At 39.5% G+C, this 24,993-nt stretch carries 32 protein-coding genes; 29 read left to right on the top strand and 3 right to left on the bottom strand.

What is annotated here, in order from left to right:
* The first annotated feature begins 629 nt into the window (after positions 1–629).
* From F607_RS0112135 to F607_RS0112120, 4 genes are all read left to right on the top strand, one after another.
* Positions 630–3,347 carry a DNA-directed RNA polymerase gene (locus F607_RS0112135; protein WP_027708304.1) on the top strand — a complete coding sequence of 906 codons (2,718 nt, stop codon included), beginning with the start codon at positions 630–632 and terminating at the stop codon, positions 3,345–3,347.
* Positions 3,348–3,479: 132 nt separating this feature from the next.
* On the top strand, positions 3,480–3,836 hold the full coding sequence (locus tag F607_RS0112130; protein WP_027708303.1) for a hypothetical protein: 357 nt from the start codon (positions 3,480–3,482) through the stop codon (positions 3,834–3,836).
* A 1-nt stretch (position 3,837) separates the two neighbouring features.
* Positions 3,838–4,092: a hypothetical protein gene (locus F607_RS0112125; RefSeq protein ID WP_027708302.1), complete on the top strand. Its 255-nt coding sequence runs from the start codon at positions 3,838–3,840 to the stop codon at positions 4,090–4,092.
* 2 nt (positions 4,093–4,094) lie between these two features.
* Positions 4,095–4,565 (top strand): hypothetical protein, encoded by a 471-nt coding sequence (locus F607_RS0112120; RefSeq protein ID WP_027708301.1) that lies wholly within the window; start codon positions 4,095–4,097, stop codon positions 4,563–4,565.
* A 73-nt stretch (positions 4,566–4,638) separates the two neighbouring features.
* On the opposite strand, the gene F607_RS0112115 is transcribed toward F607_RS0112120, so the two are convergent.
* The gene (locus F607_RS0112115; RefSeq protein ID WP_157365452.1) at positions 4,639–5,136 is read right to left on the bottom strand and encodes a hypothetical protein; all 498 of its coding nucleotides are present in this window, start codon (positions 5,134–5,136) and stop codon (positions 4,639–4,641) included.
* Positions 5,137–5,354: 218 nt separating this feature from the next.
* Positions 5,355–5,897, bottom strand: coding sequence for a DUF4234 domain-containing protein (locus tag F607_RS0112110; RefSeq protein WP_027708299.1), 543 nt, complete (start codon positions 5,895–5,897; stop codon positions 5,355–5,357).
* A gap of 568 nt (positions 5,898–6,465) precedes the next feature.
* Here F607_RS0112110 and F607_RS0112105 point away from each other — a divergent pair.
* Positions 6,466–6,684 carry a ribbon-helix-helix protein, CopG family gene (locus F607_RS0112105; RefSeq protein ID WP_027708298.1) on the top strand — a complete coding sequence of 73 codons (219 nt, stop codon included), beginning with the start codon at positions 6,466–6,468 and terminating at the stop codon, positions 6,682–6,684.
* A gap of 103 nt (positions 6,685–6,787) precedes the next feature.
* Here F607_RS0112105 and F607_RS0112100 read toward each other — a convergent pair whose 3' ends face one another.
* Positions 6,788–7,321, bottom strand: coding sequence for a DUF4234 domain-containing protein (locus F607_RS0112100; protein ID WP_027708297.1), 534 nt, complete (start codon positions 7,319–7,321; stop codon positions 6,788–6,790).
* Positions 7,322–7,841: 520 nt separating this feature from the next.
* Here F607_RS0112100 and F607_RS0112095 point away from each other — a divergent pair.
* From F607_RS0112095 to F607_RS36025, 24 genes are all read left to right on the top strand, one after another.
* Positions 7,842–8,600: a phage antirepressor KilAC domain-containing protein gene (locus F607_RS0112095; protein ID WP_027708296.1), complete on the top strand. Its 759-nt coding sequence runs from the start codon at positions 7,842–7,844 to the stop codon at positions 8,598–8,600.
* Positions 8,601–8,656: 56 nt separating this feature from the next.
* The gene (locus F607_RS34620; RefSeq protein ID WP_169719788.1) at positions 8,657–8,809 is read left to right on the top strand and encodes a hypothetical protein; all 153 of its coding nucleotides are present in this window, start codon (positions 8,657–8,659) and stop codon (positions 8,807–8,809) included.
* Between the two features lies 1 nt (position 8,810).
* A complete protein-coding gene (locus F607_RS0112085) occupies positions 8,811–9,422 on the top strand; it encodes a hypothetical protein (protein ID WP_027708295.1) in 612 nt (203 codons plus the stop codon).
* Positions 9,422–9,763, top strand: a complete 342-nt coding sequence (locus F607_RS0112080; protein ID WP_027708294.1) for a RusA family crossover junction endodeoxyribonuclease — start codon at positions 9,422–9,424, stop codon at positions 9,761–9,763. The genes F607_RS0112085 and F607_RS0112080 overlap by 1 nt, the downstream gene beginning before the upstream one ends.
* 5 nt (positions 9,764–9,768) lie before the next feature.
* Complete coding sequence (locus F607_RS0112075; protein ID WP_027708293.1) at positions 9,769–10,038, top strand: helix-turn-helix domain-containing protein; 270 nt, start codon at positions 9,769–9,771, stop codon at positions 10,036–10,038.
* Positions 10,022–11,638, top strand: a complete 1,617-nt coding sequence (locus tag F607_RS32805; protein WP_157365451.1) for a toprim domain-containing protein — start codon at positions 10,022–10,024, stop codon at positions 11,636–11,638. Before F607_RS0112075 ends, F607_RS32805 begins: the two co-directional genes overlap by 17 nt.
* Positions 11,639–11,641: 3 nt before the next feature.
* Positions 11,642–12,388 carry a phage antirepressor KilAC domain-containing protein gene (locus F607_RS32800; RefSeq protein ID WP_051311399.1) on the top strand — a complete coding sequence of 249 codons (747 nt, stop codon included), beginning with the start codon at positions 11,642–11,644 and terminating at the stop codon, positions 12,386–12,388.
* Positions 12,376–12,762 carry a ribonuclease H-like domain-containing protein gene (locus tag F607_RS34615; protein WP_051311397.1) on the top strand — a complete coding sequence of 129 codons (387 nt, stop codon included), beginning with the start codon at positions 12,376–12,378 and terminating at the stop codon, positions 12,760–12,762. Before F607_RS32800 ends, F607_RS34615 begins: the two co-directional genes overlap by 13 nt.
* The gene (locus tag F607_RS29420) at positions 12,704–13,744 is read left to right on the top strand and encodes a DNA polymerase (protein WP_157365450.1); all 1,041 of its coding nucleotides are present in this window, start codon (positions 12,704–12,706) and stop codon (positions 13,742–13,744) included. Before F607_RS34615 ends, F607_RS29420 begins: the two co-directional genes overlap by 59 nt.
* 228 nt (positions 13,745–13,972) lie before the next feature.
* Positions 13,973–14,515, top strand: coding sequence for a DNA polymerase (locus F607_RS29415; RefSeq protein ID WP_211233635.1), 543 nt, complete (start codon positions 13,973–13,975; stop codon positions 14,513–14,515).
* A gap of 39 nt (positions 14,516–14,554) precedes the next feature.
* The gene (locus tag F607_RS36030) at positions 14,555–14,965 is read left to right on the top strand and encodes a cell wall hydrolase (RefSeq protein ID WP_420864435.1); all 411 of its coding nucleotides are present in this window, start codon (positions 14,555–14,557) and stop codon (positions 14,963–14,965) included.
* A gap of 18 nt (positions 14,966–14,983) precedes the next feature.
* Positions 14,984–15,175 carry a hypothetical protein gene (locus F607_RS0112050; RefSeq protein WP_027708292.1) on the top strand — a complete coding sequence of 64 codons (192 nt, stop codon included), beginning with the start codon at positions 14,984–14,986 and terminating at the stop codon, positions 15,173–15,175.
* Entirely contained in the window at positions 15,165–16,004 is an 840-nt protein-coding gene (locus F607_RS0112045) for a hypothetical protein (RefSeq protein ID WP_027708291.1), read from the top strand. The genes F607_RS0112050 and F607_RS0112045 overlap by 11 nt, the downstream gene beginning before the upstream one ends.
* Before the next feature lie 76 nt (positions 16,005–16,080).
* A complete protein-coding gene (locus F607_RS32790) occupies positions 16,081–16,605 on the top strand; it encodes a DUF3310 domain-containing protein (protein ID WP_051311391.1) in 525 nt (174 codons plus the stop codon).
* The gene (locus F607_RS34075) at positions 16,562–16,738 is read left to right on the top strand and encodes a hypothetical protein (protein ID WP_157365449.1); all 177 of its coding nucleotides are present in this window, start codon (positions 16,562–16,564) and stop codon (positions 16,736–16,738) included. Before F607_RS32790 ends, F607_RS34075 begins: the two co-directional genes overlap by 44 nt.
* Before the next feature lie 157 nt (positions 16,739–16,895).
* The gene (locus F607_RS35120; protein WP_038291159.1) at positions 16,896–17,129 is read left to right on the top strand and encodes a hypothetical protein; all 234 of its coding nucleotides are present in this window, start codon (positions 16,896–16,898) and stop codon (positions 17,127–17,129) included.
* A gap of 3 nt (positions 17,130–17,132) precedes the next feature.
* Positions 17,133–18,671 (top strand): portal protein, encoded by a 1,539-nt coding sequence (locus tag F607_RS0112020; protein WP_027708289.1) that lies wholly within the window; start codon positions 17,133–17,135, stop codon positions 18,669–18,671.
* A gap of 1 nt (position 18,672) precedes the next feature.
* Complete coding sequence (locus F607_RS0112015; protein ID WP_027708288.1) at positions 18,673–19,365, top strand: capsid assembly protein; 693 nt, start codon at positions 18,673–18,675, stop codon at positions 19,363–19,365.
* Positions 19,366–19,442: 77 nt separating this feature from the next.
* Positions 19,443–20,465: a major capsid protein gene (locus F607_RS0112010; protein WP_051311389.1), complete on the top strand. Its 1,023-nt coding sequence runs from the start codon at positions 19,443–19,445 to the stop codon at positions 20,463–20,465.
* 41 nt (positions 20,466–20,506) lie between these two features.
* Complete coding sequence (locus tag F607_RS29395) at positions 20,507–21,070, top strand: hypothetical protein (protein ID WP_051311387.1); 564 nt, start codon at positions 20,507–20,509, stop codon at positions 21,068–21,070.
* Positions 21,070–23,832: a phage nozzle protein gene (locus tag F607_RS0112000; protein WP_027708286.1), complete on the top strand. Its 2,763-nt coding sequence runs from the start codon at positions 21,070–21,072 to the stop codon at positions 23,830–23,832. The genes F607_RS29395 and F607_RS0112000 overlap by 1 nt, the downstream gene beginning before the upstream one ends.
* Positions 23,829–24,278, top strand: coding sequence for a hypothetical protein (locus F607_RS0111995; protein ID WP_027708285.1), 450 nt, complete (start codon positions 23,829–23,831; stop codon positions 24,276–24,278). Before F607_RS0112000 ends, F607_RS0111995 begins: the two co-directional genes overlap by 4 nt.
* Complete coding sequence (locus F607_RS0111990; protein ID WP_027708284.1) at positions 24,271–24,783, top strand: virion core protein, T7 gp14 family; 513 nt, start codon at positions 24,271–24,273, stop codon at positions 24,781–24,783. Before F607_RS0111995 ends, F607_RS0111990 begins: the two co-directional genes overlap by 8 nt.
* A gap of 68 nt (positions 24,784–24,851) precedes the next feature.
* Positions 24,852–24,993: transposase (locus F607_RS36025; RefSeq protein WP_157365448.1), on the top strand; the 142-nt coding region annotated here is incomplete at its 3' end.

The following is a 24,993-nucleotide window of genomic DNA, read 5'->3' as shown; positions in this document are numbered from 1 at the left end:
GAAGAAAAAACCTAGGAAAAACAATAGATTAGGCGATATGGTGCCGAAGGGGAGACTCGAACTCCCACGCCCAAAGGGCACTGCCACCTGAAGACAGCGTGTCTACCAAACTCCCGCCACATGGATTTTACCAGATTAGTAACCACTCACAAAATACCTAGTTAAATACCTACGTTCCTTTTCTTTGGAGCGTGAAAATGGAGCGTGGAAATGGAGCTTAAATTCCACGCAATTAATCAAACCAGTTTCATTTTAAAAATAAATTCACTTCATTTAAATCCCTAATTAAAAAATGAAATATTTCATCTATACAGCAGTTTCGTGGATGTTAAGCTGCATATCATTTTTAATTAATACAACAGTTTGTGGTGATTATTTTTTAATCAAATAGAGTAGTAAAATACAAGAACATTTTTTCGATATGGAGCGTTTTGGTGAAGCTTCAGGGGATTTCTATGTCTGAAATATGCCGAATGCGGGAGTAAATTGAGGGGATACTCGTAATGTAATAAGAATAAAACCTAACTTCAAAAATTAAGCACATCAACCAGAGGCTCTGACTTTCAAAGCTTCTCGGCCTCCTATTATCTGAAATATCCCGAATATGGGAGTAAGTAGTAAGGTTAACCATGGATAAGTACAGCAACATCCAAAGGGTAAAAGGTACTGAAGAAGACCAAGCAAGACTTGAAGCAGGCATGGCTCAAGCAGGACGCGATAGATACATTAAGCGTACGCTGAAGGCCGTACAAGGAAGAGATGAGAGTAACACGGCATATGGCAACAGGTTAGTCTCAAAGATGACAGACAGATTCTCAGACGCTATACGGACATGGCTTGAGAAATCACTTAGGGCAGCAGGAAGGCACCACAAGGCAATTCCATACTTACAACAGTTAGAAGACAGGACAACTGCTTATATCTCGCTAAAAGTAATTATGAGTAGTATTTCCGCTCACACAAAGTTAACAAGTTTAGCGTTGAAAATAGGTGAAGCGCTTAGCCTTGAAGTTGAAATGTCGCGTCTATCTGAGGAAGAAAAAGTTTTATATAAAGGCATCCTCAGCAGAGCGAATAAGAGGAGTCAGTATTCAAGGAAGAAATATACAGCTAAATACATGGCTGAACAGAATGGGACCCCAATACACCTATGGTGTAAGGATATTTCACTCCTAGTGGGCAAGGTCCTTTTAGAGCTGTGCATAAGTGAGCTAGGTATAATTGAGGCAGACATACAAGTTAAAAATAAAACTCAGGAATACATTATTAAACCCACTAAGGAGTGCATAGAGTGGATAACTCAATGTAACGCCTATCATCTGGATATAGCTGCTATTTATGAGCCTATGGTGGTTCCTCCCTTTCCTTGGCAGTGCCCCTTTGTTGGCGGGTATATAACTAATCAGGTAGCACCTATCACCTTGGTTAAAACTAAGAATAAACAATACTTAGAAAAGTTAGCTAATGTCGAAATGCCTGTGGTCTATGAAGCAGTAAATAAAATACAAGCTACACCATGGCGTATAAACGTGAAGCTCTTGGACCTCTTATTAAACCTTGCAAATACAGATAGTGAACTTGGAGGCTTACCCAGAGCTTCAGAAATACCTGTCCCTGAGAAACCAAAAGACATAGATACAAATGAGGAGGCAAAGGTTGCATGGAAAATGGAAGCTGCTGCAGTTTATCAAGAAAATATACGTTTAGTGTCGAAAAGAGCTGCCCTTTTTTTAACTTTAAAATGCGCTGAGAAATACGCTAAATATGAAAAGATTTATTTCCCTTATCAATTAGACTTCCGTGGTCGTGTTTATCCAGTGACAAATGGCTCCCTGTCCCCTCAAGGAGCTGACTATGTTAAAGCCTTACTTGAGTTTGCAGAAGGGGAGAAACTAAGCTCACCTGAGGCCGTAGACTGGCTAGCAGTGCATGTAGCGAATGTCTGGGGGATAGACAAGGTTTCCTTTGAGGACCGCATAGCATGGACTAAGAAGCACTCAGACATGCTCTGTCGTATCGCTGAGAACCCTTATGATAACCGTGAGTGGACAGAGGCGGATAAACCTTTTCAAGCCATTGCTGCTGCTCTTGAATGGAAGGGATACATTGAGAACGGCTTAAACCACGTCTCACACATTGCTGTTGCCTTGGACGGCTCTTGTTCGGGTCTACAGCACTTGGGTATGGCCTTGAGATGTGAAGAGACAGGAGCGGCTGTTAACTTAACCCCTGCAGATGTACCTCAGGATATATACCAGCGTGTCATCGACAAAATATATGTGAAGCTTGAAGCAATCGTTGGGAAAGACTGGAAGGAACACGACTACCCAAAAATGATGAATATCATTGATGAAAAAATTGAAGATATTTATAACAAGAATAAGCGGAAATATAAGTTAAAAAAAACACTTTATGAATGGAGACAGTTAGTTAAGTCTGATAAGCGCAACTCAGATGGGACCCTTGCAAAGAGGTCTATTCCAGAGCAAGAAGCTCATGACCTTTACAATACCATGCTCTGTGCCTACGCCTGGTTAAACTATGGGTATGATAGAGAGAAAGGCTGTATGGGCCGTAAGTTAGCTAAAAGTGCCGTTATGACATTTCCTTATGGGAGCAAGGAGTATGGCTTTAAGGACCAGTTGCTGGAGCGAGTAATTAAACCAGCGAAGATTGAGGCAATGAAGTTAAATGACATCAAAGACATAAGTGCGTCCATATGGTCCCGAATATGGGAGGATAACTCTATTGTCTTTAAGAGTGCATCCTTGCTTGCATCCCTTTTGTATGAGGCTGTGTGTGAAACTGTAGTTAAAGCGGCTGAAGGCATGGAGTGGTTACAAAAGACTGCAAAAGTAGTGGCTAAAAAAGGTGAGCCTATTTCATGGAAAACCCCCATAGGCTTCTTAGTGGAGCAGAATTATTGGGTCTATAAAGAGAAAAGAAGTGAAACAAGTTTTTTAGGAAAAGAAAAGGTTAGGTTTACTTTTAAGGTACAGGGGACCTCAATTGATAAACAGAAGCAAGCTTCTTCAATAGCTCCTAACTTTGTGCACTCGCTAGATGCAACACATTTAATGTTAGTTGTAGTCAATGCTAATTACATAGATAACTGGGCCTTAGTTCATGATTCATTTGGAACCTTACCGAGCAGGACCCAAGAACTTTACAACAAAATACGAACTTGCTTTTATGAGTTATATACAGAGCATGATGTTTTTAATTTATTGCGGGAGCAGATGCTGAACTACTTAAAAGAGGAGGATAAAAAAAAGATAAAAGTAACACCGAGAAAAGGAAGCTTGCAGCCATCCTTGATTTTAAAGTCAAGTTACTGCTTTGGATAGGTTATTAAAATTAATCAATAACATTAGATTGCGTCCTCTCATGTTTATAGCTTTACGATGGACTTAGGGTAACTGGCTCAGGGAGTTATTTTGCTATAAAATTATCCTTGGTAATGCTAGGTTAGATTTTTTATGGCTATTACACGTTATTGTTGGAGATGTGATACAGACGTGCCCATGCTTGATGAGAGTGAGTGGGCGGTAATTCATCCTATTCTTATTGAGGATAAGCAATTTATCACTCAAAAACGTAAAGAATATGGTATGACAATACGGGAAGTACTTGAAGCTTTCACTACTCCAAGCTGCATTAAATATTATGAATTGACTGGTTTTAAAGAAACTAATCCCGATTCTATTTGGCATCACCGCAATAGCGCTTTAGGAGAAGACTGTCCATCATGCGGAAAACCATTTAGAACAGTAAAAGCTAAACTGTGTGCTGCATGTGGTTATGAAAAGCTGAAGCATCATGAGGATATAAAGTAGTATGACTTTTTCTGGTTATTGGGTACTTGTAGGTATTTTAGCAGTATTTAACTATGCCTTTGCGTTTATTCTTAGCATTGAAATCAGCGCGTTTGACTTAATGACAACAAGGAAAAAGCTACTATGGAACCTGTTGGCTTGGGGAGTACCTGTCATAGGACCTATATTTACTCATAGATACCTAGAGATAGGCTGGGCAAAAGGGGATTCAGCAGGTGGAAATAATACTATGCTACCGCCTGGAGATGGCTTTTAACTATGCCAGAATCTAAGAGCAGATATCCAGATGAATGGAATGAGGCAATCAGGCTTCTTCATAAGTTTTTCCCAGAGTCTAAAAGCTATATTTATGACTTTTGCACACTAAACATTGATAGAGTCCATGCAGCAATGCACTCCCTTTCAGTAGTCAAAAATAGGGAATTAATTAATGGTAGATTAGATAGTGTTCAGCTAGTACAGAAATATTATGGAGAGTTCTTAGCTAATGAAACTGGACGGGTCTTGATACTCCCTAATTTAATCTGTGATTTCCCCCTGCCTATAGTTTGTTATGCACAGAAACTATTAGAGCGTATAGAGGAAGGGATTCCAGTTGAGGGAGAGAAAGGTACGGTGTATTGTGAATGTGTTGATGGAAATACAGACGTAGTTTTTGTATTTGAATCAAGTGGAGCTGTCCTTGCGTTTGACCACCATGAAGGGGTCGTGCTAGCTATGCCGTATTGAACTTATATATTTTTAAGATAAACTCCAAGTTAACAGTTAGCTAGCTTGGAGTTATCTTTAATCAGCTATATTTTTAATCATAGTATGTGAAAACAACTAGTCTCTCATTAGGCAATACCATTAAATGTGCGGCGGTTTTAGATGAGTAAAAAGAGCCTGCTGACTGTCCCCCGTGTAAGATTTTATTAAACAATTTCTCACTTATATCTCCACCGCAAAGTAGCTGATAACTCCAGTTTTCAGGACGTTTCCAATCCTCTCTAGGCGTCTCCTTCCATTCACTATAAGCATAATAGCTATCATTATGGCCTCTAGCCTGCATTGAAGAAGAGAAGAAATTGATTCCTTCCTTATTAATTTTATCATAAGTTTTTTCATCGAGTTCGTATACGGCTATTCCGCAACCAGATAATACTCCCGAATCAGTGACTATCGAAATACTGCTACCTAAACCTATATTTATTGGGACTGCTTGCCGATACCAATAGTCTAAATAGAGCCAATAACCAATAGTAATGACTAAAAAAACAGAAAATAATAAACCAATAACAATATTTATAAAAACTTTCATATTAACGCCAATTTGGAAATATAACGCCGATGTTTGGCAGCCAGTTTGAAGTACAACGGAAAACCAATCCAGTGGAGTCCCGAAAAGCCGCAACGGGTATTTCCTTTTCCGGTTGTGGTCTTTGCAAAAGGTTATCTGTGCCCCACTCGGTAAGCGTGTTGGTTAAAAAACTGGTTTTTAGGAATATTCACCGAGGGGGTACGAGTTACTTAAATAGTTTAAGAAACATTAAGCTCATTAAACTCTTGGTTAAGACTATGTGTTTGGTGGTCAATAACTTTATTCATCTTGTACTGGAGGTAAATAATTGTTCCAAAGAAAGTAAGTATTCCACTTATCCAGAATTTATCAGTTTTATTAGCTTGAAAAATATAGTTTAACCTATTTCTAATTGTATATAGCCAGAAAACAGCTAAGATGAGAAAAATAATATGTATAAAAGCTTCTACTAGAAGAAACTGAGGCATATATGAGCCAGTATGTATAGTATAATTTTGATATAAGCCATATATAAAACTTACTATGCCGTAAAAAATAACAATATAAGGTATATGCATTGATATTTTATCATCACAAACGCTATTAATTACAACTGTTCTTTTATACATCCAGTAATAATAATAAAGCCCAAAACTAACTAGAGTTAAGAAAAAAACTCCCCATGCACTGAATCTTGGAAGTTCATAAACACCTTCTTCACCATAAGTATCTGGTGATAAATCTGAGTTGGGTGCGGCATAAGGACTGTTTGTTGAACTCATGTACTACTCCTAGATATTTCCGTATCAAAGGGAAACTGCAGGTTTAAAAATGGTGCGGTATTTTATCCCTTGGTTGTTTTTCAATCAACTTTCTGGATGTAGTAAGTGGTGTAGAAAGAATTTTAAGTGAGATAAGTCATTTCTTAATCAGCTCCTTAAGTAATCAGTAAGAATAAAAAATTTTCACCTGAACTCCCTTTAACGATAAGCGCGGCTTTGTTTTTTCTAATATACGTATAGCCCAGACATGGTTTGGGCTAGGAGTTACCCCCAGAAGAATGCACAAAAATTTAAGCCCTAAGAAACTGTAAATTTTGCTATCACCGCTGTAGCCTAGATATACCAAGGGCTTGAACGGTTTCCTCCTCCTCAGATGAAAGCGCGGCATTGTTTTCTCTAATATACTTGTAGCCCAGTAAATACGTGGTCTAGAGTTACCCCCCCGTTTAGATACCCTGAAAGATTCTCCCCTTAAGTTTCATACCTATTTAAGTAACCTCAAGAAAACTTGTTATGCACATATGTTTGCGACATCCTATACATATCATAATGCCTTGTAAGGATTTCTATGAAAATACTAGTGGATATACCTGATGAGCAGGTAAACGAACTTGCTAAGGTTTGTGAAGCAGAGAATATTTCTGAAGCTGAGGCCATTCGTAGAGCCATAGCAGGCTATCTGGAAAAGAGGTCAAAAGTAAAAGTAGATGCTTTTGGTCTTTGGAGTAAGAGTAGTGAAAATGTTGATGGTCTCACGTATCAAGAGCAGATTAGGGATGAGTGGTGAAAGTGTTCCTCGGCTCATGCATTCTATCATTTTTAAATGAAGAAAACCCCAAGTTAACAGTTAGCTGGCTTGGGATTCTCTTTTAATATTTAGCTTATGTATTTCACAGAGCAACGAACTCTTTATTAAATGAGAATGTTCTGTGGTCTATCATTTGATTAATTTTATACTGGAGGTAAATATTACTTCCAATAACAGTGAAGAATCTACCTATCCAAAATACATTTGTCTTTTCTAACATACACATATAGTGAATTCTATTTCTTATAGCAAATAACCAGATATAGGATAAAAAAGCACAAAAATAATTTGCAGGTTGTAGATACTGATAAAGCGGTGGTTCGTATGAGGAGTATGCAATGGAGTAGCCTGAATAAAAAGCATAAATTGCAGACACTACGATATAAACTAAAATAATATGGGGTAAAATCATTGAAATTTTGTGGTCGCATACCCTATTAATTATAAGTGTTCTTCTATAAAGCCAGTAGTAATAATAAAAACCAACAGTAACTATAGATAAGAAAAATACTCCCCATGCACTAAACCTAGGAAGTTCATAAATACCTTCTGGGCCATAAGTTGCAGTTGATAAATCTGAGTTTGGTGCGGAATAAGGACTATCTGCTGAACTCATGTACTACTCCATGATATTTCCGTATCAAAGGAAAGCTACTAGTTTAAAAAAGGTGAGGTATTCTATCCGTTGGTTATTTATTAAGCAATCCGCTGAGTGAGTAAGTGTAGGAAAAAAGCTTTTTAAGTGAGATAAATCATTACTTAACAGGTCCTTTCAATAACAAGAAAGAATAGAAATATCTGTCAGAACTCCTCTTAGCTATAAGCGCGGCCTGATTTTTCTAATATACGTCTATCCCAGTCATTGTAAGGGCTAGAGTTAGGGCCAGAAAAAAAGCAAACTTTGAAGCTCCAAATAAGGGCGTGTTGTAACCTTCTTTGCTGCAAGCCTAGATTTATCAAGGCTTCTAGCTATTTTTCCTTTCAAAAATAAAAGCGCGGCTTTGTTTTTTCTAATATACGTGCAGCCCAATAATGACGTGGTCTAGAGTTAGGGACCCGTTTAGATACCCCGAAAGATTCATCCCTTAAGTTTCATACCTAAGTTTTTACTTTAAGTAACCTCAAGGATTAACTCTATGTCTAATCAAGGTTTAACTCCAATCATCATCGACAGCATTTCTATTAAGCAAGATACACAAGGACGCTTCTGTCTTAATGATTTACATAAGGCCGCTGGGGGAGACCCATTACAGCGCCCACAACTTTGGCTTAGGAATAAGCAAACCCAAGATTTAGTTGATGAAATAACCGATGCGCAAATTTGCGCAACGCCTAAAATTCAACCACTTGAAGTTATTCGAGGTGGTCTAAATCAGGGAACTTACGCCTGTGAAGAACTTGTTTATGCATATGCTATGTGGATAAGTCCTTCATTCCACTTAAAGGTTATCCGAACATTCAAAGCTGTGGTTAAAGGAGAACTTAAGGCTCCACAACTACCAAACTTTTCAAATCCTGCAGAGGCTGCTCGTGCATGGGCTGATGAATATGATGGGAGGCTTCTAGCGGAAAATAAAGTCACTGAGTTGCAGCCTAAAGCTAATTTTGTAGATTTATATGTGGAAGCTCAAGGGACAGAGTCTTTAGAAGAAACAGGTAAACTTCTAGGATTAAGACCACGAAAATTTATTCAGAGGTTACGGGAAGATAAAATCCTTAGGCACAATGCTAAAGGACAGAATATACCTTATCAGCCTTACTTGGAGCGAGAATACTTTACAGTAAAAACTTCAATTAGTCGGGAAAGAAGCATGACCTATCAGCATACCCGTGTCACAGCAAAAGGTCGTGAATGGTTAGCTGAGAAGTATAGTTATCTTAAAGGGAAACTTTAATTCAGCACCTCTTCCTTCTTTCCCTCCGCAATAAATAAAAATAACTGAGAAATTACATGACCCCCCTAACGCGTGCTTATCGCTATTACTGGGATAAAGGTATTCCTTTACCTATTGATATTGCTAGTAGGCTCCTTGCCGAAGGCTATGACGTAGAAGCACTAGAACAAAAGCAATTAAATAAGAACAAGCACAGGAATAAAAAATAATATGGCAAAAGATAACTTTGTTACGCCTCGTGGCATTTTGGGTCCATACCCTCACTTGAATAAGGCTGACACCAAATTTGATAGTGATGGTGTTTATGATGCTCGTTTAATCATCTCACCTGAAGCAGCAAAACCCTTGATTGCTCAAATTGAAAAGAGATTCGAAGAGCATTACCAAAAGCTTTGCCAAGAGCTACGTAAAAAGAAACTTAAAAAAGCAGACCTCCCATTTGAAGAAGACGAAGAAACTGGGAATGTGGTTTTTAAATTTAAGGTTAAAGCCAAAGGTAAACGCAAAGATGGAACCATATTTACACGTCGTCCCATTTTGTATGACACAAAGAACAATGTAATACCTGAAGATAAAATCCTTGGACAAGGTAGTGAGGTCCGTATTTCAACTGTCTTCTATCACTGGTATGCCCCTTCAACAGGCGTAGGTATTACCCTGCAACCTGAAGCTGTTCGCGTCTATCAATTAGAAGAGTATGCCTTCCAAGCCAATGCTTCCTTCTATGGATTTGAAGACGAAGAAGAAGGTTTCACCATTGAAGATGAAAACATCGAGGTTGAAGATGACATGGACCCAGTGGAGGAAGAAGAAGACTTTTAGTGCACCCTACCTGGACAACAATTAACACCAAACCCCTCTCAGTCAATGAAGCATTCTTAGGCCGTAAGGTTAAAAGTCAGAAGTATCGTGATTACGAGGAAGCCTTACTTAGTGTTCTACCTGACATAATTATTCCTGAAGGTAAATTAACGCTAAAACTTCTGATTTCTTACAGTAACTCAAGAGCTGACATTGATAATGCTTTAAAACCCTTCATTGATATCCTTCAGAAAAAATACAGTTTTAACGATAACAAGATATATCGCTTATTAATCCAGAAGCGTGTCGTTAAGAAGGGACAAGAAAGCCTTAAATTTCAATTAATCCCCTTTGAAGAATAAAAACTATGGAAAATAAAACACAACGTCAGATGGTTACTGAACATATTCTTAAGTACGGCCATATTACACGTAATGAGGCTATAGGCATGTACGGTATAACCCGTCTAGCAGCTATCATGCATCACATGGCAAAGGAATACAAAGTACCTGTCATCAGTCAGCAGAAGAAGAAAGATTATTCATACACATTTAGGTATGACTTTTTAAATCGCATTAGAGAATTGAAACAAGCCAAGGACCTAATGGAAAAAAATAATCTTGCCTTTATCCACTAATGTAGTCAGACGTGAGCCATGCCCTCGGTGTGGCTCCAAAGATAACGTAGCAGTTTATGCTGATGGGCATGCACATTGTTATACCCCAGGGTGTAAATACTTTATTAAACCTGATGGCAGTGAAGGAGGCGCTAAGAAGTATGTGCCAGAAAAAATGATTGAGGGTCAATTTAAATCATTAAAGAAACGCTGTATTGATGTTGATGCATGTAAAAAATTAAATTATCAAGTAGGTACCTTTAAAGGTAAAACTGTTCACATAGCTAATTACACTGACCCAAACACATTAGCAGTAAAAGCTCAAAAAATTCGTTTTCCTGATAAAACATTTACCATTGTGGGTGATACACAACACCTTCCTTTCTTTGGGTGGCAAGCATGGCGAAGCGGAGGGCGCAAACTCATTATTACTGAGGGTGAAATTGATGCACTCTCAGTTTCTGAAGCGCAAAATAATAAGTATCCTGTAGTCTCCCTCCCAAACGGTGCTGACTCAGTCAAAAGAACCTTTATTGAGAACAAGGCTTACCTCGATGGCTTCACTGAAGTTATCCTCATGTTTGATAACGATGAACCAGGACGCCGAGCAACAGAAGAAGCCTGTCGTCTACTTGGGTCCAAGGCTCGTGTAGCGCCTCTACCGTATAAGGATGCAAATGCAGCTCTTGTCGCGGGTGAAGCAGGACTCATCATAGGCGCTATATGGGACGCAAAGCCTTATAAGCCCTCATGTATCCTCACAGGTGAAGAAGTCCTTCTCAAGGGCTACCAGGAGCCTGAGATGGGCCTATCATGGCCGTTCCCCACATTAACCAAGGCTACCTATGGTAAGCGAGTACATGAGATGTATGCCATTGGCTCAGGGACAGGCTGTGGGAAGACAGATTTACTCAAGGAAGACATTGCGCACAACATAGCTGTACACGGTGAGAAGTGCATGACCTTCTTGCTTGAGGAACCTAATCTGCAACTCACTTTAAACACGATAGCAGGGAAGGTGGACTCAAAGTTATACCATGTTCCAGGCACTCAGTTTGACCAAGAGCAATTCCTGAAAACACGCTCCCTCGTAGCTAAACATTTACTCATGTATTCCGTAGATGGAAACACAGAGCCTGAGGACATACTGCAGTATATACGTTTAGGTGTCGAAGGGTATGGCGCTAAGCATGTCTACTTGGACCACATAACGTATATCTTAGATGCTGTGGGCGAGAATAATGGGTTGGAGGTCCTTAAGTCTTTTATGCGTGGATTAAATGATTTAAATAAGGAGCTGCCATTTACGCTTTATTATGTTTCACACTTGCGTAAAAAAGATGGGAAAAAGAGTCATGAGGAAGGGGGGCGTGTAACTCTCGATGATTTTGCAGGAGGTAAGGCTAATGTGCAATATGCCAACTTTACCTTTGCCCTTGAGAGGGACCAGCAAGCAAAGGAGGATGAAGAAAAGAATAAAACAATATTTAGGGTGCTTAAGGATAGGTATACAGGCCAGTCTACAGGGACAACGTTTGACTTAGTGTATAACCCTGAGACTGGGAGGAAGCAGGAAGAGAGTCCTTTTAATAATCATATAAATAAACAAGAGGATTTTTAATCAATGAAAATCATTCCTTTCCAATTTAAAACTTCATCTATCCGTGTCATTGATAAAGATGGAGAGCCTTGGTTTATCGCTAAGGATATAGCGGAGCTGTTAGGCTACTCTCGCCCCTTTGATGCAATAGCAACTCACTGCAAAGCCGCGTCACGCCTAAAATTCGGTGAAACGCCGAGTTTGAAAATACCTCCAAGAGGGTTAACAATTATCCCCGAGCGAGATGTATATCGACTTATTATCCGCTCTAAGTTACCTGAAGCACAGCGGTTTGAGGAATGGGTTGTTGGAGAAGTACTTCCTTGTATCCGTAAAACGGGCAATTATGGTTTAACCAAGATTAATTGGAGTGATGCTGGACATGTTGCTGGGCTTTTAGCTCAATCTTTAGAACGAGTACAAGAACTTAATAAACAGATTGAGTCTCTGCAACCTAAGGCAGATTTTCATGACCACATTGTAGCTTCTCCAGAAGCAACCAGCGTTGAAAAAGCTGCAAAATTAATAGGAGGTATTGGGCGGAACAAATTAATGGCTTTTTTAAGGTTAAAAGGTTGGGTCACTAAAAACAATATTCCTTATCAGTCGAAAATAAACCAAGGATTAATGGATGTGAAAATGAATCCTTGGACAGACCACTATGGATATTTTCATGAAAATATTACACCTTTAGTGACACCTAAAGGCATTGATAAACTACGTATTCTTCTCAAAGAAAAATCAGGGTTATTAAATGAATGTCATCATTAATATTCGATATAGAAACTAACGGTCTACTTGAGACTTTAACTAAAATTCACTGCATTTCCGTTTACGATAAGCAAAAGCATACAGCTCTCAGTTTCCATCCTAATAATATCTGTGAAGCAATACTTATCCTTGAAGAAGCTGACGAATTAATAGCCCACAACGGATTCTGGTTCGACTACTTAGCCATAAAAAAGCTTTACCCCAAGTGGAAGCCTAAAGGTCTACTTAGAGACTCCCTCGCAGAAAGCCGCCTTATTTACTCCAATTTAAAAAATTTAGATTTTGAGCGAGCGAGCGAGGAAGAAGGAATATGCGTTGCCCAAGAAGCTCTTTGGGTCCCATTCCTTAAAAGCCTGGGGTTACCGCTTAGGTGAATACAAAGGCTCCTTTGCTGAACACACAGACTGGCAGGAGTTTAGTGAGGAAATGGTTGAGTACTGTAAGCAAGACGTTGTTGTCACTACAAAGCTTGTGGAGCTGCTCGAATCAAAGAATTACTCAACTATGGCTTTATACCATGAGAATCGTATTTCTTCCTTAATGGCTCAGCAAGAGCAGAATGGTTTCTATTTTAATAAGAGTGCTGCTGTTCATTTATATCAGGACTTAGCACAGAAAAGAGCTTCTATTAAAAAGGACTTAATTAATTCCTTCGGTTCATGGAATAAGAAAGTTGCCGATAAGGACCCAAAAAGAACTGTAAATTACAAGGACCCAGTAAGAGCAGATATAACTGAGGGTGCACCCTATACGACATATGAGCGGATAACGTTTAATCCTGCAAGTCGAGGGCACATAGCCCTTCGTTTAAATCAACTCTACGGATGGAAGCCTAAAGAATTTACAGAGAAGGGCCAACCTAAAATAGATGAGTCTGTCTTAGGGCGCTTAGATAATCCTCATGCAAAAGCTATGTGTGAGTATTTAACAATTAATAAACGAATAGGCCAGTTGGCTGAAGGAGATAACGCATGGCTCCGTTTAGAAAAAGAGGGCTTCATCCATGGACGAGTGAATCCAAATGGAGCTGCCACAGGGCGAGCCACACACGCTGACCCCAACGTTGCACAAGTACCAAGTACAAGAGCTGCATATGGACCTGAATGCCGCTCTCTGTTTACAGTTCCTGAAAACTGGTTCTTGTTGGGGAGTGATGCTGATGGTTTAGAACTTCGTTGCCTAGCTCATTACATGGCACGTTATGATAAAGGACGCTACATCAATGAAATTTTATCTGGGGATATACACTGGGCGAATGTGCAAGCATTGGGTCTTGTGCCTCAGGGTACGCTAAGAGATAAACATAATCCTGAGCATAATTATTTCCGTGATGAAATAGCTAAGAAATTCATCTAAACATTTGGATGACTTGGGGGAAACCCCTCGATTAAAACTGTGTGAATTCAGAGAAAGCCTAAGTTGTTATAAATAAGGTAACTCTGAGCCAAGCCTGTAAATAGCAGGAAGGTGCAACGACTATCCTAGAGGAGTAGGGTTCAAGTGAACTCGAAGCGCACAGCCCCTAACAGTTAAAGCTGAGGGTGAAGATATAGTCTGGTCTCATGGGAAACTATGAGAGGGCATATGGATACGATATGTCCGCAACACAACGATGCTTTCCTTTATGGCGCAGGTGACCAAAAGATTGGGGAAATAATTAAACCCAAAGCCTCACCAAATCTCTACCGCAAGTATGGCTCTCAGTTTAAGAAGCGATTCCTAAAAAACTTACCTGCACTTAAATACCTTTTAGATAACGTTAAAGCTACTGTGAGTAAGCGTGGCTACCTCATCGGTCTAGATGGACGCCATATTTATTGTTCTTCTCAACATGCAGCACTTAACTACTTACTACAAGGAGCAGGTGCCTTGATATGTAAACGATGGCTTTTAGAAATTGAAGATTTGTGCAAGGTGAATGGGTTACTACATAGCTGGAATGGTGACTTTACCTTCTGTGCTTGGGTCCATGACGAAGTGCAAATTGCCTGTCGTAATAAGCAGGTCGCTGAAGAAATAGGGAAGTACTGTGAGCAAGCCATGGTGAGAGTTCAGGAGGTCTTTAAATTTAGGTGTCCTCTGAAAGCAAGTTATGACATTGGTTTAACTTGGGCTGATACTCATTAGAAGTAATAATAAGGAGATAACACGCTTTTACTTAACACCATATTTATACTTTTATTAAATCCTTCCCTATCCTCAACTCAACCATTATCTGACATTAAATGCCTCCAGCTTAACCTTTATCACGAAGCGAGAGGCGAAGGCATTGCGGGTATGCTTGCAGTTGCTGAAGTAACAATGAATAGAGTGAAAAGTCCTCAATGGCCTAATCAAGTGTGCCAAGTGGTCTACCAGAATAAGCAATTTTCTTGGACACATGATGATATCCCAGACCTTATGAAAGATAGGGAGTCTGCTGAATTATCCGCTCTTTTATCTCAAGTAGTACTAAATGGGTTGAACCTAAATTTAACCAAGGGTGCAACTCATTACCACTCACATCTTATCCAACCATACTGGACCCACTCTTTAACCAGAACGGTACAGATTGGAAATCATATTTTCTATAACTAAAAATTAACAGGAACTAACATGATTGAATTTACTACAGATGGCGTAATTACATTAGGTGACCTTAAAAAGTTTATTGCTGAGGCAGACATTCCTGATGATGCCATTCTACATACAGATGATACAACTAAACCATTTTGTGGCTCAGGGTTACTCTATGTAGACAAAATTTATTATGACAGTACAGACGGGAGTTTAACATTTGAGTACTAACCGTGTGGGTCTACTCGACACGGACATACTTTGTTTTCAGGCTGCATCAGCAGCTCAAAAGTCAATTAACTGGGGGGACGACTGGTGGACCTTCCATGCAGACTTTAATGTAGTTAGAGAAATCTTTGAGGAAAAAGTTAGGTATATAAAAAAAGCATGTCAATTAGATAAAGTTATTATGTGCCTGACTGATAAGGACAATTTTCGTAAGACAATTTATCCGCAATATAAAGGAAACAGAAAGGATATTCCTAAGCCATGTTCCTACCCAGCCATTGTCGAATACGCTATAAATAATTATACATCTTTTAAAAGGCCCTCATTAGAAGCTGATGATGTGATGGGTATTTTGGCAACTTGGTCTAAGTTTCATTCTAATTACAAAAAAATAATTGTATCTGAAGATAAAGACATGCAAACTATAGGGGACTCCTACTTATTTAATCCTGCAAAAGATTTAGAGCCACGATTTATTTCCAAATCGGAGGCTGACCGTTTCTTCATGAAGCAAGTCTTAACAGGTGATATTGCAGATGGTTATCCAGGCTGTCCAAATGTAGGTAACTCTCTCGCTGAAGAGCTACTCTCAGATAGACTTAAATTTGAACCTTATGAACATACCTTTAAATCAGGTCCACGCAAAGGGACTTCAGAAATAAGGTGGCAGAAGGTTCCATCGAGTTCTATGTGGGAAACTGTCGTATCTTGTTATGAAAAAAATGGTTTATCTGAAGACATTGCAATTCAGCAGGCTCGTTGTGCTCGAATATTAAGAGCATGTGATTATGACTTTAAACTTAAAAGGGTAATTTTATGGAAATCTTCATGATATGTTTCGCGATAACGTTTGTATTTACTTTAGGTGTATTTAAAGTAATTGAGTTTGGCTTTGAGGAATTTAACGATTGAGCTTTAAAAAAGGCGATAAAGTAGGTGTTAAAGATGAATACCTGCAGCTTTGTAAAGAGCATGGTTGGCCTACTGAGGTTCATCCAAATCGTGTTTACACAGTTTTATCTAATCAGGAAGGACAGGTAAGCCTTGACGGTGTATCCCGTTTATTCCATTACAGTCACTTTGAAAAATTAAGTGGAGGTAACTTGAGTAAGCATATAAGCTACTCGTTTAATGAGAGTACGTATGTGTCTGAAATAAGGAAATATATAGATAAGACCTATAGTCAACACTATGCTTCTAAAAAGGTTCAAACAGGTGAACTCATTTACTCAAAGCCTGAGCGTGGTCTGCACTTTTCAATAAGTAACATTATTAAATATGCAGACCGCTTTGGTGACAAAAAGGGCATGAACAGAAGTGACTTATATAAAATCTGTCATTACGCTATTCATGCCCTTTACTGTCTTGATGCCTTAGATGGAGATAAAAATGGCAAAGAAGAAAAAGAAAGAGGAAATAATTACCGCTGTTAACTTTATGCAGTTAATCTCTGAAACTTTAGCTAAGCAAACAGAGATGGAATTAAAGCACTTCCTTAAAGATGGCTCAGTTGAACGCTTCGTTGTACATAAGGTAGATAATGAATATAAGTCTTCTACCGCATAAAGAGCTAATCACCTACCTAGACCAGTCCCTTACCTTCCCCACTCCTAAACCCAACGATAGCTTAGAAAAAATAATGTATGACGCAGGTCGTCGTTCCCTAATCGATTTACTTTTATTTAAACTCAAAGAACAAGAGGAGGAATCTTTTTAATCCGCAATGTGTTCATCTAAACGTCCCAAAATTCCAGCACCTCCGCCGCCACCACCACCTCCACCGCCTCCTCCAGAACCAGCACCCGCTCCAGCTCAAATAGCAGAAACAGATAAAGGCAATGCCAATTCCCCTGCAGCTAAGAAGGCTAAAAAGCAGAGTGGACGTTCATCTTTACGTATTAACAGAGCTACCCGTGTAGGAGGCTCAGGGGCAGGCTTAAATTTACCAACAGGTTAAAGTGTGGAGTTAAATAAAAATACCGCAAAGGCACGTTATGAAAAAATAAAGGCAGAAAGGGGTCCATTTTTAGAGAGAGCACGTAAATGTGCAACCCTGACAATCCCAACCTTAGTTCCCCCTGAGGGAACCACAGGTAACACAATCTTTTCCACACCACATCAATCTATTGGTGCAAGAGCATTAAATTATTTAGCAGCTCGTTTCCTATTAACCTTACTTCCACCTAATGCTCCCTTTTTCAGATTAAAGGTGGCAGAAGATGTACAAGTTAACCCTGAAGATAAAGGCAAAGTTGAGCAGGCTCTCTCAGCCATTGAATGGCAAGTAATGGGTGAAATAGAGCAGATGGCGCTTCGTGTTGCCTGTTATGAAGCATTAAAGCACTTAGTCTGCTCAGGTAATACCTTGCTCTATCTGGACCCCAAACAGAATAAGGCTCGTGTATTTCATCTATCATCGTATGTTGTTTCAAGGGACCCCATGGGTAATGTATTAGAAATTATTACTCATGAGGCGGTAAGCCCTTCTGTGTTACCTGAAAGTATTCTTATCTACTTAGCAGAACAGGATAAAAATAAAAAAGAAGAATTATCCACACAGAAGGCACTTAACTTATATCGACATATTAAACGTGAAGGGAATAAGTGGGTCTCTTATGAGGAAATTGCAGGGAAGGAATTACCCAATACAAGAGCACAATTTCCTCTTGATGGTTTACCTTGGATTCCTTTACGTTTCATTGTTGTTGATGGTGAATCGTATGGTCGTTCCTATGTGGAGCAATACTATGGCGATTTATATTCTACAGAGAAGCTCTCAAAAGCTATTGTAGAAGGTTCTGTTGCGTCCTCACGTCTCTTATTAATGGTACATCCTAATGGTGTTACTAAAAGAAAAGACATTGAAAAAGCTGAGAATGGGGCTGTTATCAATGGCGATGCTAATGATGTCGATATCCTGCAATTAAATAAATTTGCTGATTTTAGAGTGGCCCTCGATACACTGCAGCAATTAACTCAGCGTTTATCTTCAGCATTTCTCATGAATAGCAGTGTGCAAAGAGATGCTGAGCGTGTCACTGCAGAAGAAATACGTTTCATGGCTCAAGAGTTAGAGACTGCCTTGGGTGGGGTCTATTCAATTTTGAGTCAGGAGTTTCAATTACCTATTGTTCGCTTAATTTTAAAAAGTCTTCAGCGGCAAAATAAAATCCCACCACTCTTTAATAAAGTTAAACCCTTTATCACTACAGGTATTGAGGCATTAGGACGTGGACAGGACTTAGATAAATTAACCACTTTCTTACGTTACCTTGAAGCCTTGGGTCCTGAAGCAATTGGGCGTGAGTTAAACCTTAGCGATTACATGGCTAGGCTTGCAGCTTCCATAGGAATAGACACCAAGGGTCTTATTAAGAGTGAGGAGCAGAAGAAAGAAGAAGCAGCACAAGCTCAAGAAGCAATGCAACAACAAATGATGCAGGAAATGGCAATGCGTGCCTCAGGACCTGTAGCGAATAACATGACTAAAGGAGAATAATTTGAGTGAAGAAGTGCAAGTAGAAAGCCAGGAACAAGAAAGTACGGCACCCTCGTTACCTGAAGGCTTTACCTCGGTTGATGAATTGGTAACTGCTTATAATGAGCTGAGTAAAGCTAAGAGTGAGCCTGAGCAGGAAAATACTGAGGTTTCAGATGACCAAGTAAAAAGCATGGTTGAAGAAGCTGGCCTGGACTTTAATACTTTCCAAGAAGAGTACGAAGCAGCAGGTAAGCTCTCTGAACAAAGTTACCAAAAGTTAACTGAGGCAGGCTTTCCTCGTAACATTGTTGAAGCACATATTCAGGGGCTACAAGCTTCTGAACAGTTGCAGATGAATACAATTTATAACCTTGTGGGTGGAGAAGAAAACCTAAGTCAATTGCTCACATGGGCTGCAAGCAATCTACAAGCTGAAGAAATTGATTCATACAACAAGTTAACTGAAAGTGGAGACATGAGCCAGCTCTCCTTAGCCCTTAATGGGTTGAAAGCTAAATACGAAGCTCAACATGGTTCAATGCAAATAACGTCTTATAGCGGCTCTCAGGCTCTCTCACAGAGCAATATATTCCTTTCAAGTGATGATGTCCAAGAAGCTATGGCAGACCCACGCTATGGTGTAAATGAGAGTTACACAAAGGAAGTAGAAGCTAAAATGATGCGCACCATTAGTGCACGTAAGACCCGCTAATTTCCCTCCTAATAATATCTAAATAATCCTTCCGGTGTTGCCTCCTGTGCAGCACCACATTTCCGCAATGGAGCAAAATGACAACAAACTTTCCTTTACAACAAACCGTATCTTTTACAGGGCAAGAAAATAAGACTGGTGATAAGCGCGAGCTTTTCCAGGAGCTTTTTGCTGAAGAAGTACTAAGAGCTTTTAAAAAGAAAAATATTATGATGGGTAAACATAAAGTTAAAACCATCAAGAACGGACGCTCTTTCTCCTTCCCCTTAGTAGGTACCACAGGTGCTAAATACCATATTCCAGGTCAAGAAATTGAGGCAGACCCTCTAGCACACGCTAAGCGCATCGTAACCATTGATGAACTTCTGATTAGTCCCGTCTTTATTGATAACTTAGATGAAGCCATGAACCATTATGATGTACGTTCTATTTATTCTGCTGAATGTGCCAATGCCCTAGCTAATACTGCAGATAGAAATATTATGCGTATGGGCTGTAAGGCTGCTGCTATCACTGATGAAGCTTCATCTATCGCTGCAGGTTTAACACCAGTTTCAGGTGAGACTTTTACAAATAATATTAACCTGAAAGCAAAAGGTGATGAACTTAAAGCCTCAAAACTTTTTGCAGCACTTATGCAGGCAGCAGAAGAAAGAGATAAAAAAGATATTGATGAAGAAGCTTATTGCTTGTTGAGTCCAACCACTTATTACGCCCTCTTTAACGATACCGATATTTCTAAACTTATCCACATTCACCGAGATGTAGGTGGTGAAGGTTCTGTAGCAAAAGGCACAATTGCAGAGCTTGCAGGATTTAAACTCTATAAAACGAATAACTTACCTACCATTGATGAAACGGCTGGTCTTCAGGGTACACCAGAGTCCCGTGTACGCCCTAATGCATACCGAGCGGATTACTCTAAGGTAGCAGCATTAATTCTATCTCCTAGTGCCGTATGTACCGTTAAATTGATGGACCTACAAACAGAGAGTGAATATCAGTTGTCACGCCAAGGTTGGCTCTATGTAGCTAAATATGCCATGGGACACAACATTCTACGTCCAGCCTGTGCAATGACAATTAATAAGGCAGGTTAAACCTTGGGAGCTTCGTGCTCCCTTTTTTTACTCAGGATAATATGAGCATAAAAGTATTAAGAGCAATTAATGAGATGCTGCAGTCAATTGGGGAAAGTCCTGTGACATCCCTCGATAGTGGCCTTTTAGAAGCTGCTGTAGCTATAGACTTATTAGACCAAGAAAGTGAGCGGGTCCAAGCCATAGGATATCCATTTAATACTGAGAGAAACTTTAGGTTATCCCGTGACATTGATGGTTATATTTATTTACCTGAGGGTACCCTAAAAGTAACAGGAACCCTTATTGATAATGAAGAAGTAAAAGTGAGAGCAGATAGACTTTATAATTGCCACTCCAGCTCATTTACATTTACTTCAAGTATTACTGTAGACCTCGTATTAAAGCTTCCCTTTGATGACTTACCCACAGTCGCACAAGACTACATTACCTTGCGTGCAGCTCGTATTTTCCAGGACCGTACAATAGGTGCCAATGATTTACATGGTTACCAAAAGGATGATGAAGAACGAGCAAGGCTCTTATTTATTCAAGAGGTAGACACAGAAAAGTACAACATCTTCAAAGGACCCATGAAATATGATTTACAACGGGATTTATTTTAGTGCTTATCGAAAAGCCAATTCCAAATTTAATTAATGGTGTTTCGCAGCAACCTTCAGGTATACGTTTACCATCTCAGTGTGAAGAACAAGTAAATGCTCTATCAAGTGTGGTTTATGGTTTACAGAAGAGACCAGGAACTCAACACTTAGCTCGCATCCTTGATAAAAGCTTAACAGGCTCCTTTGTCTATACGATTAACCGAGACAAGTGGGAAAAATATGTTGTAGTCATTATTAATGGCGATATTAAAGTCTTTGATTTAAAGGGTAGAGAGCGTTCTGTATTAAAACCAAATGGCACAGATTATTTACAAGCTCACGATGCTACAACAGCTTTTTCTGCTGTCACAGTCGCAGACCATACCTTTATTGTTAACAAGACACGAGCAACACGAGCTTATGACCCAACAGAAGAATTAAAGTTAACTCCTGTAAAGCAGAAGTACCAAACAATAACCATAAAGCCCATTGAGCCAGGATATAAAGATGAACTGTGGGATAATTGGAAGTGGTTCCGTTGCTGGTCCATGTACAGAGTGCGTGTAAATGGTCGACTATATTCTTACTCTGCAGAAGGTGGAGGAGCCTCAGGTTTTGCTTCCTTTCTTGCTGCTAAGCTCAGTGCTGACCTAGATGTGCACGTTGTAAATAATGGACTCACTGTAGAAATACCTTTAGGTGAAACTCAAGCTCCTTACAGTGTATATGAGGCATGTGCTACAGGTTACCTTACATGGGATAGAGAAGGTTACTGGGGTGGCAGGAACGATAATATACGAAAATACAGAAAGGTTAATCCTCACTGTGCCTTGCGTCCTATCAGTGGCATCATTAGTACAGGTGCAAATACAAGACTAATAGGTTATCGAAGCCCTAATGGTGATGTCCTCCCAGCACCAAGTAGTAAAAATAAAACAGGTATTGTTCATGTTAGAGTAAGGGATTATGGGACTACCTATAAAATCTTTATAAATAATCTAGAAGTCGCTAGTTGCCAAACAGATGATAAAAATAGGGAAAGTGTTCAAACCTCAACAATTGCGTCCAAGTTATACCAACAGTTAAACACTAAGTTCAGCGCTGAATATACAATTGCCCTTAAATCTAATGTCATTGCTATTACAGCTAAAAAGGCAGACCATGATTTTACGTTAACGTGCAGCGACAGCTTGGGTGATAAAGCATTAATTGCTTGTAAAGGTCGTGTTCAAACATTTACGCAATTACCTGCTACATGTTTCCATGGATTTACCATTAAGGTTGCAGGTGAAAATGGGGTTACTGCTGATGACTATTATGTTCAGTACCAAGAAAATACTGGAGATGAAAATACCAGTGGCTCTTGGGTTGAAGTCGCTAAGCCAGGACTGAACAGAAGACCTGCACCAAACACCATGCCTCACCGTTTAGTTTCAAATGCTGATGGCACCTTTACGTTTGAATCGATTGAATGGGACGGAAGAAAAGCGGGTGATGAGGATACAGCGCCTGAACCTTCTTTTATTAATAAAGCCATTAGCGATGTTTTCTTTTTTAAAAATAGGTTGGGTCTACTCTCTGATGAAAATATTATCTTCAGTGAACTTGGCGCATACTATAATTTCTACCCAACAACTGTAGTCCAGAGCCTTGAGACACACCCGATTGATGTTGCAGTTACAAATGACACTGTTTCCTTATTGAGGCATGCAGTTCCCTTTAATGAGACCTTACTGCTCTTCTCAGATTTAACTCAATTTATTATTCGAGGACAAGACAGATTAACACCTGATGATATTTCTGTAGATGTCACCACCCGTTTTGAATGTGAGTTAAAAGCTAAACCTGTAGGTGCAGGGAAAAATGTTTATTTCTCAACGAAGCGGGGCAATGCAGCAGGAATAAGGGAATACTTTGTTGACCCAGAAAGTAAGGTAAATGATGCTGCTGATATTACCTCTCACTGCCCCACGTATATTCAAGGTAGTGTAAGGCACCTATCAGCTTCATCAAACGAGGACATGCTCCTCACCGTAACAGACCAAGACCCAAGTACACTCTATATTTACTCTTATTATTGGCAAGGAAATGAGAAGCTGCAAAGCTCATGGTCACGCTGGAAGTTAGATGGAGTTATTCTAGCAGCAAGCTTCATGGAATCAGATATTGTACTTGTCGTAGACCGCAAAGATGGTGTTTGTCTTGAGCGTATTCCTTTAACAAGAACAAGTGAACCTGAAGCACGTTCTTTTCACACAGATATTTTCTTAGATAGACGCTTTTTTATAGCTCAAGGAAAAGCGTTGCCTTACACAGATACTCGTTTACTTGCAGTAGATATTAATGGAAATATTTATGAGGGCGAGAGTCTTAACACCTTCTTTATCCATGGTGCAGCTCAGGATTGCTACATTGGTATTCCTTATACCTTCCGTTATCTCTTTTCAGAGCAAGTAGCTACAGATGCTAATAAGGTAGCTATTTTAAGTGGTCGTCTTCAATTAAAACGATTTACAGTGTCTTATGTTGATACAGGATATTTTCAGGTTAAGGTTAAACCTGAAGCTCGCCCTGAGCGAACCTACACATTTACAGGTCGTTTAATTGGGTCCACACGCAATCGTGTTTCACGAGTTCCCATAGAGAGTGGGAAATTCTCTTTTAATATTCAAGCAGAAGCTAGGAGTGTCGAAATAGCCTTAGAGTCTGCGTCACACTTACCATTAACCTTTCAGTCTGCACAGTGGACCGCTAAATTTCACAGAAGGAGTCAGCGTATTTGATTGAGATAAGAAAACCAGAGAAAAAAGATTGTTATGAGCTTGCATCTAATATGCGAGAACAGGATAAAAATGAGTTAGAGGCACTTGGGGTTAAACCCTTAGATGCCTTACTTGAAGGCTTAAACTCAAACATAGAATGTCACACTGTGCTTAAAGACGGGAAAATACTAGCTATGTTTGGTCTGAATGATGTGGGCCATGCGATTGTGCCATGGATGTTAGGTAGCTATGAGATAGAAAAAAATAAAAAGTTTGTGTGTCACTGGGGAAAAGTTGTTATTCGTCGATGGCTTGAAAAATACTCATACCTTTCTAATGTGGTACATAGTGAAAACTCAGTTTCTATTCGTTGGCTTAAGTATTTAGGCGCAACGTTTGAAAAAGAAATACACTTTGATAAGCACCTCTTTATCCCATTCCACTTTTTAAAAGAATCAGATGTGTGAACCCACTTTAATACTTGCAGGAATTAATGCTGCTGCCACTGCCTACAGTATTAAAGAACAAAGTAGGCAAGCCAAGTGGCAAGAAGAGTTAAATGAATATAATCAAAACAGGCAAAATGAAGCCTTACTTGCTGACTATAAAAATCAGTCAACTCAATTAAATATACAAGAAGCAGAAGAAGACGACGCTTCAACAGAAGAACAAATCCGTGTGCAGCATGAGACTCGAAAACGTATCGCTGAGGCTCGTGTAAGTGCGTCTGAGAGTGGTGTTGCAGGTCTCTCTGTAAATGGTCTAGTGAATGACATCATACGACAGGGAGCTTCTAATGTGGGCACTATTGAGCACAACTTCAATTCATCCGCATGGCAGCGTGAACGTGAGCGCCAAGCTCTTTGGAGTAGGACCCGATATGGCCTAAGAACGTGTCTCAAAAATCAAAAAATATACAGATGTCTAAGTAAAAGGTTAATCATTAAGCACAAAGCAGTTTCAAGAAGATAGGAATGGACTCTTCTTCTGTTTACCATTAGTTTCACCAAAAACAAACAGGGAACAAAAAAAGAGCCACAATGTATTATCCAACGGATCTGACTGATAAACAATGGGCAGTGTTAACACCTTTACTCCCAAAGACTAAGTGGCAACTAGGTACTAGAGGTCGGCCACCAGCCGATAGAAGAACTGTTATTGATGGCATACTTTATGTCGTTA

This window comes from Zooshikella ganghwensis DSM 15267, assembly GCF_000428585.1.
Lineage (GTDB): Bacteria > Pseudomonadota > Gammaproteobacteria > Pseudomonadales > Zooshikellaceae > Zooshikella > Zooshikella ganghwensis.
Note: the sequence above shows the minus strand (reverse complement) of the source record. Positions and strands in the feature narration are given on the sequence as shown.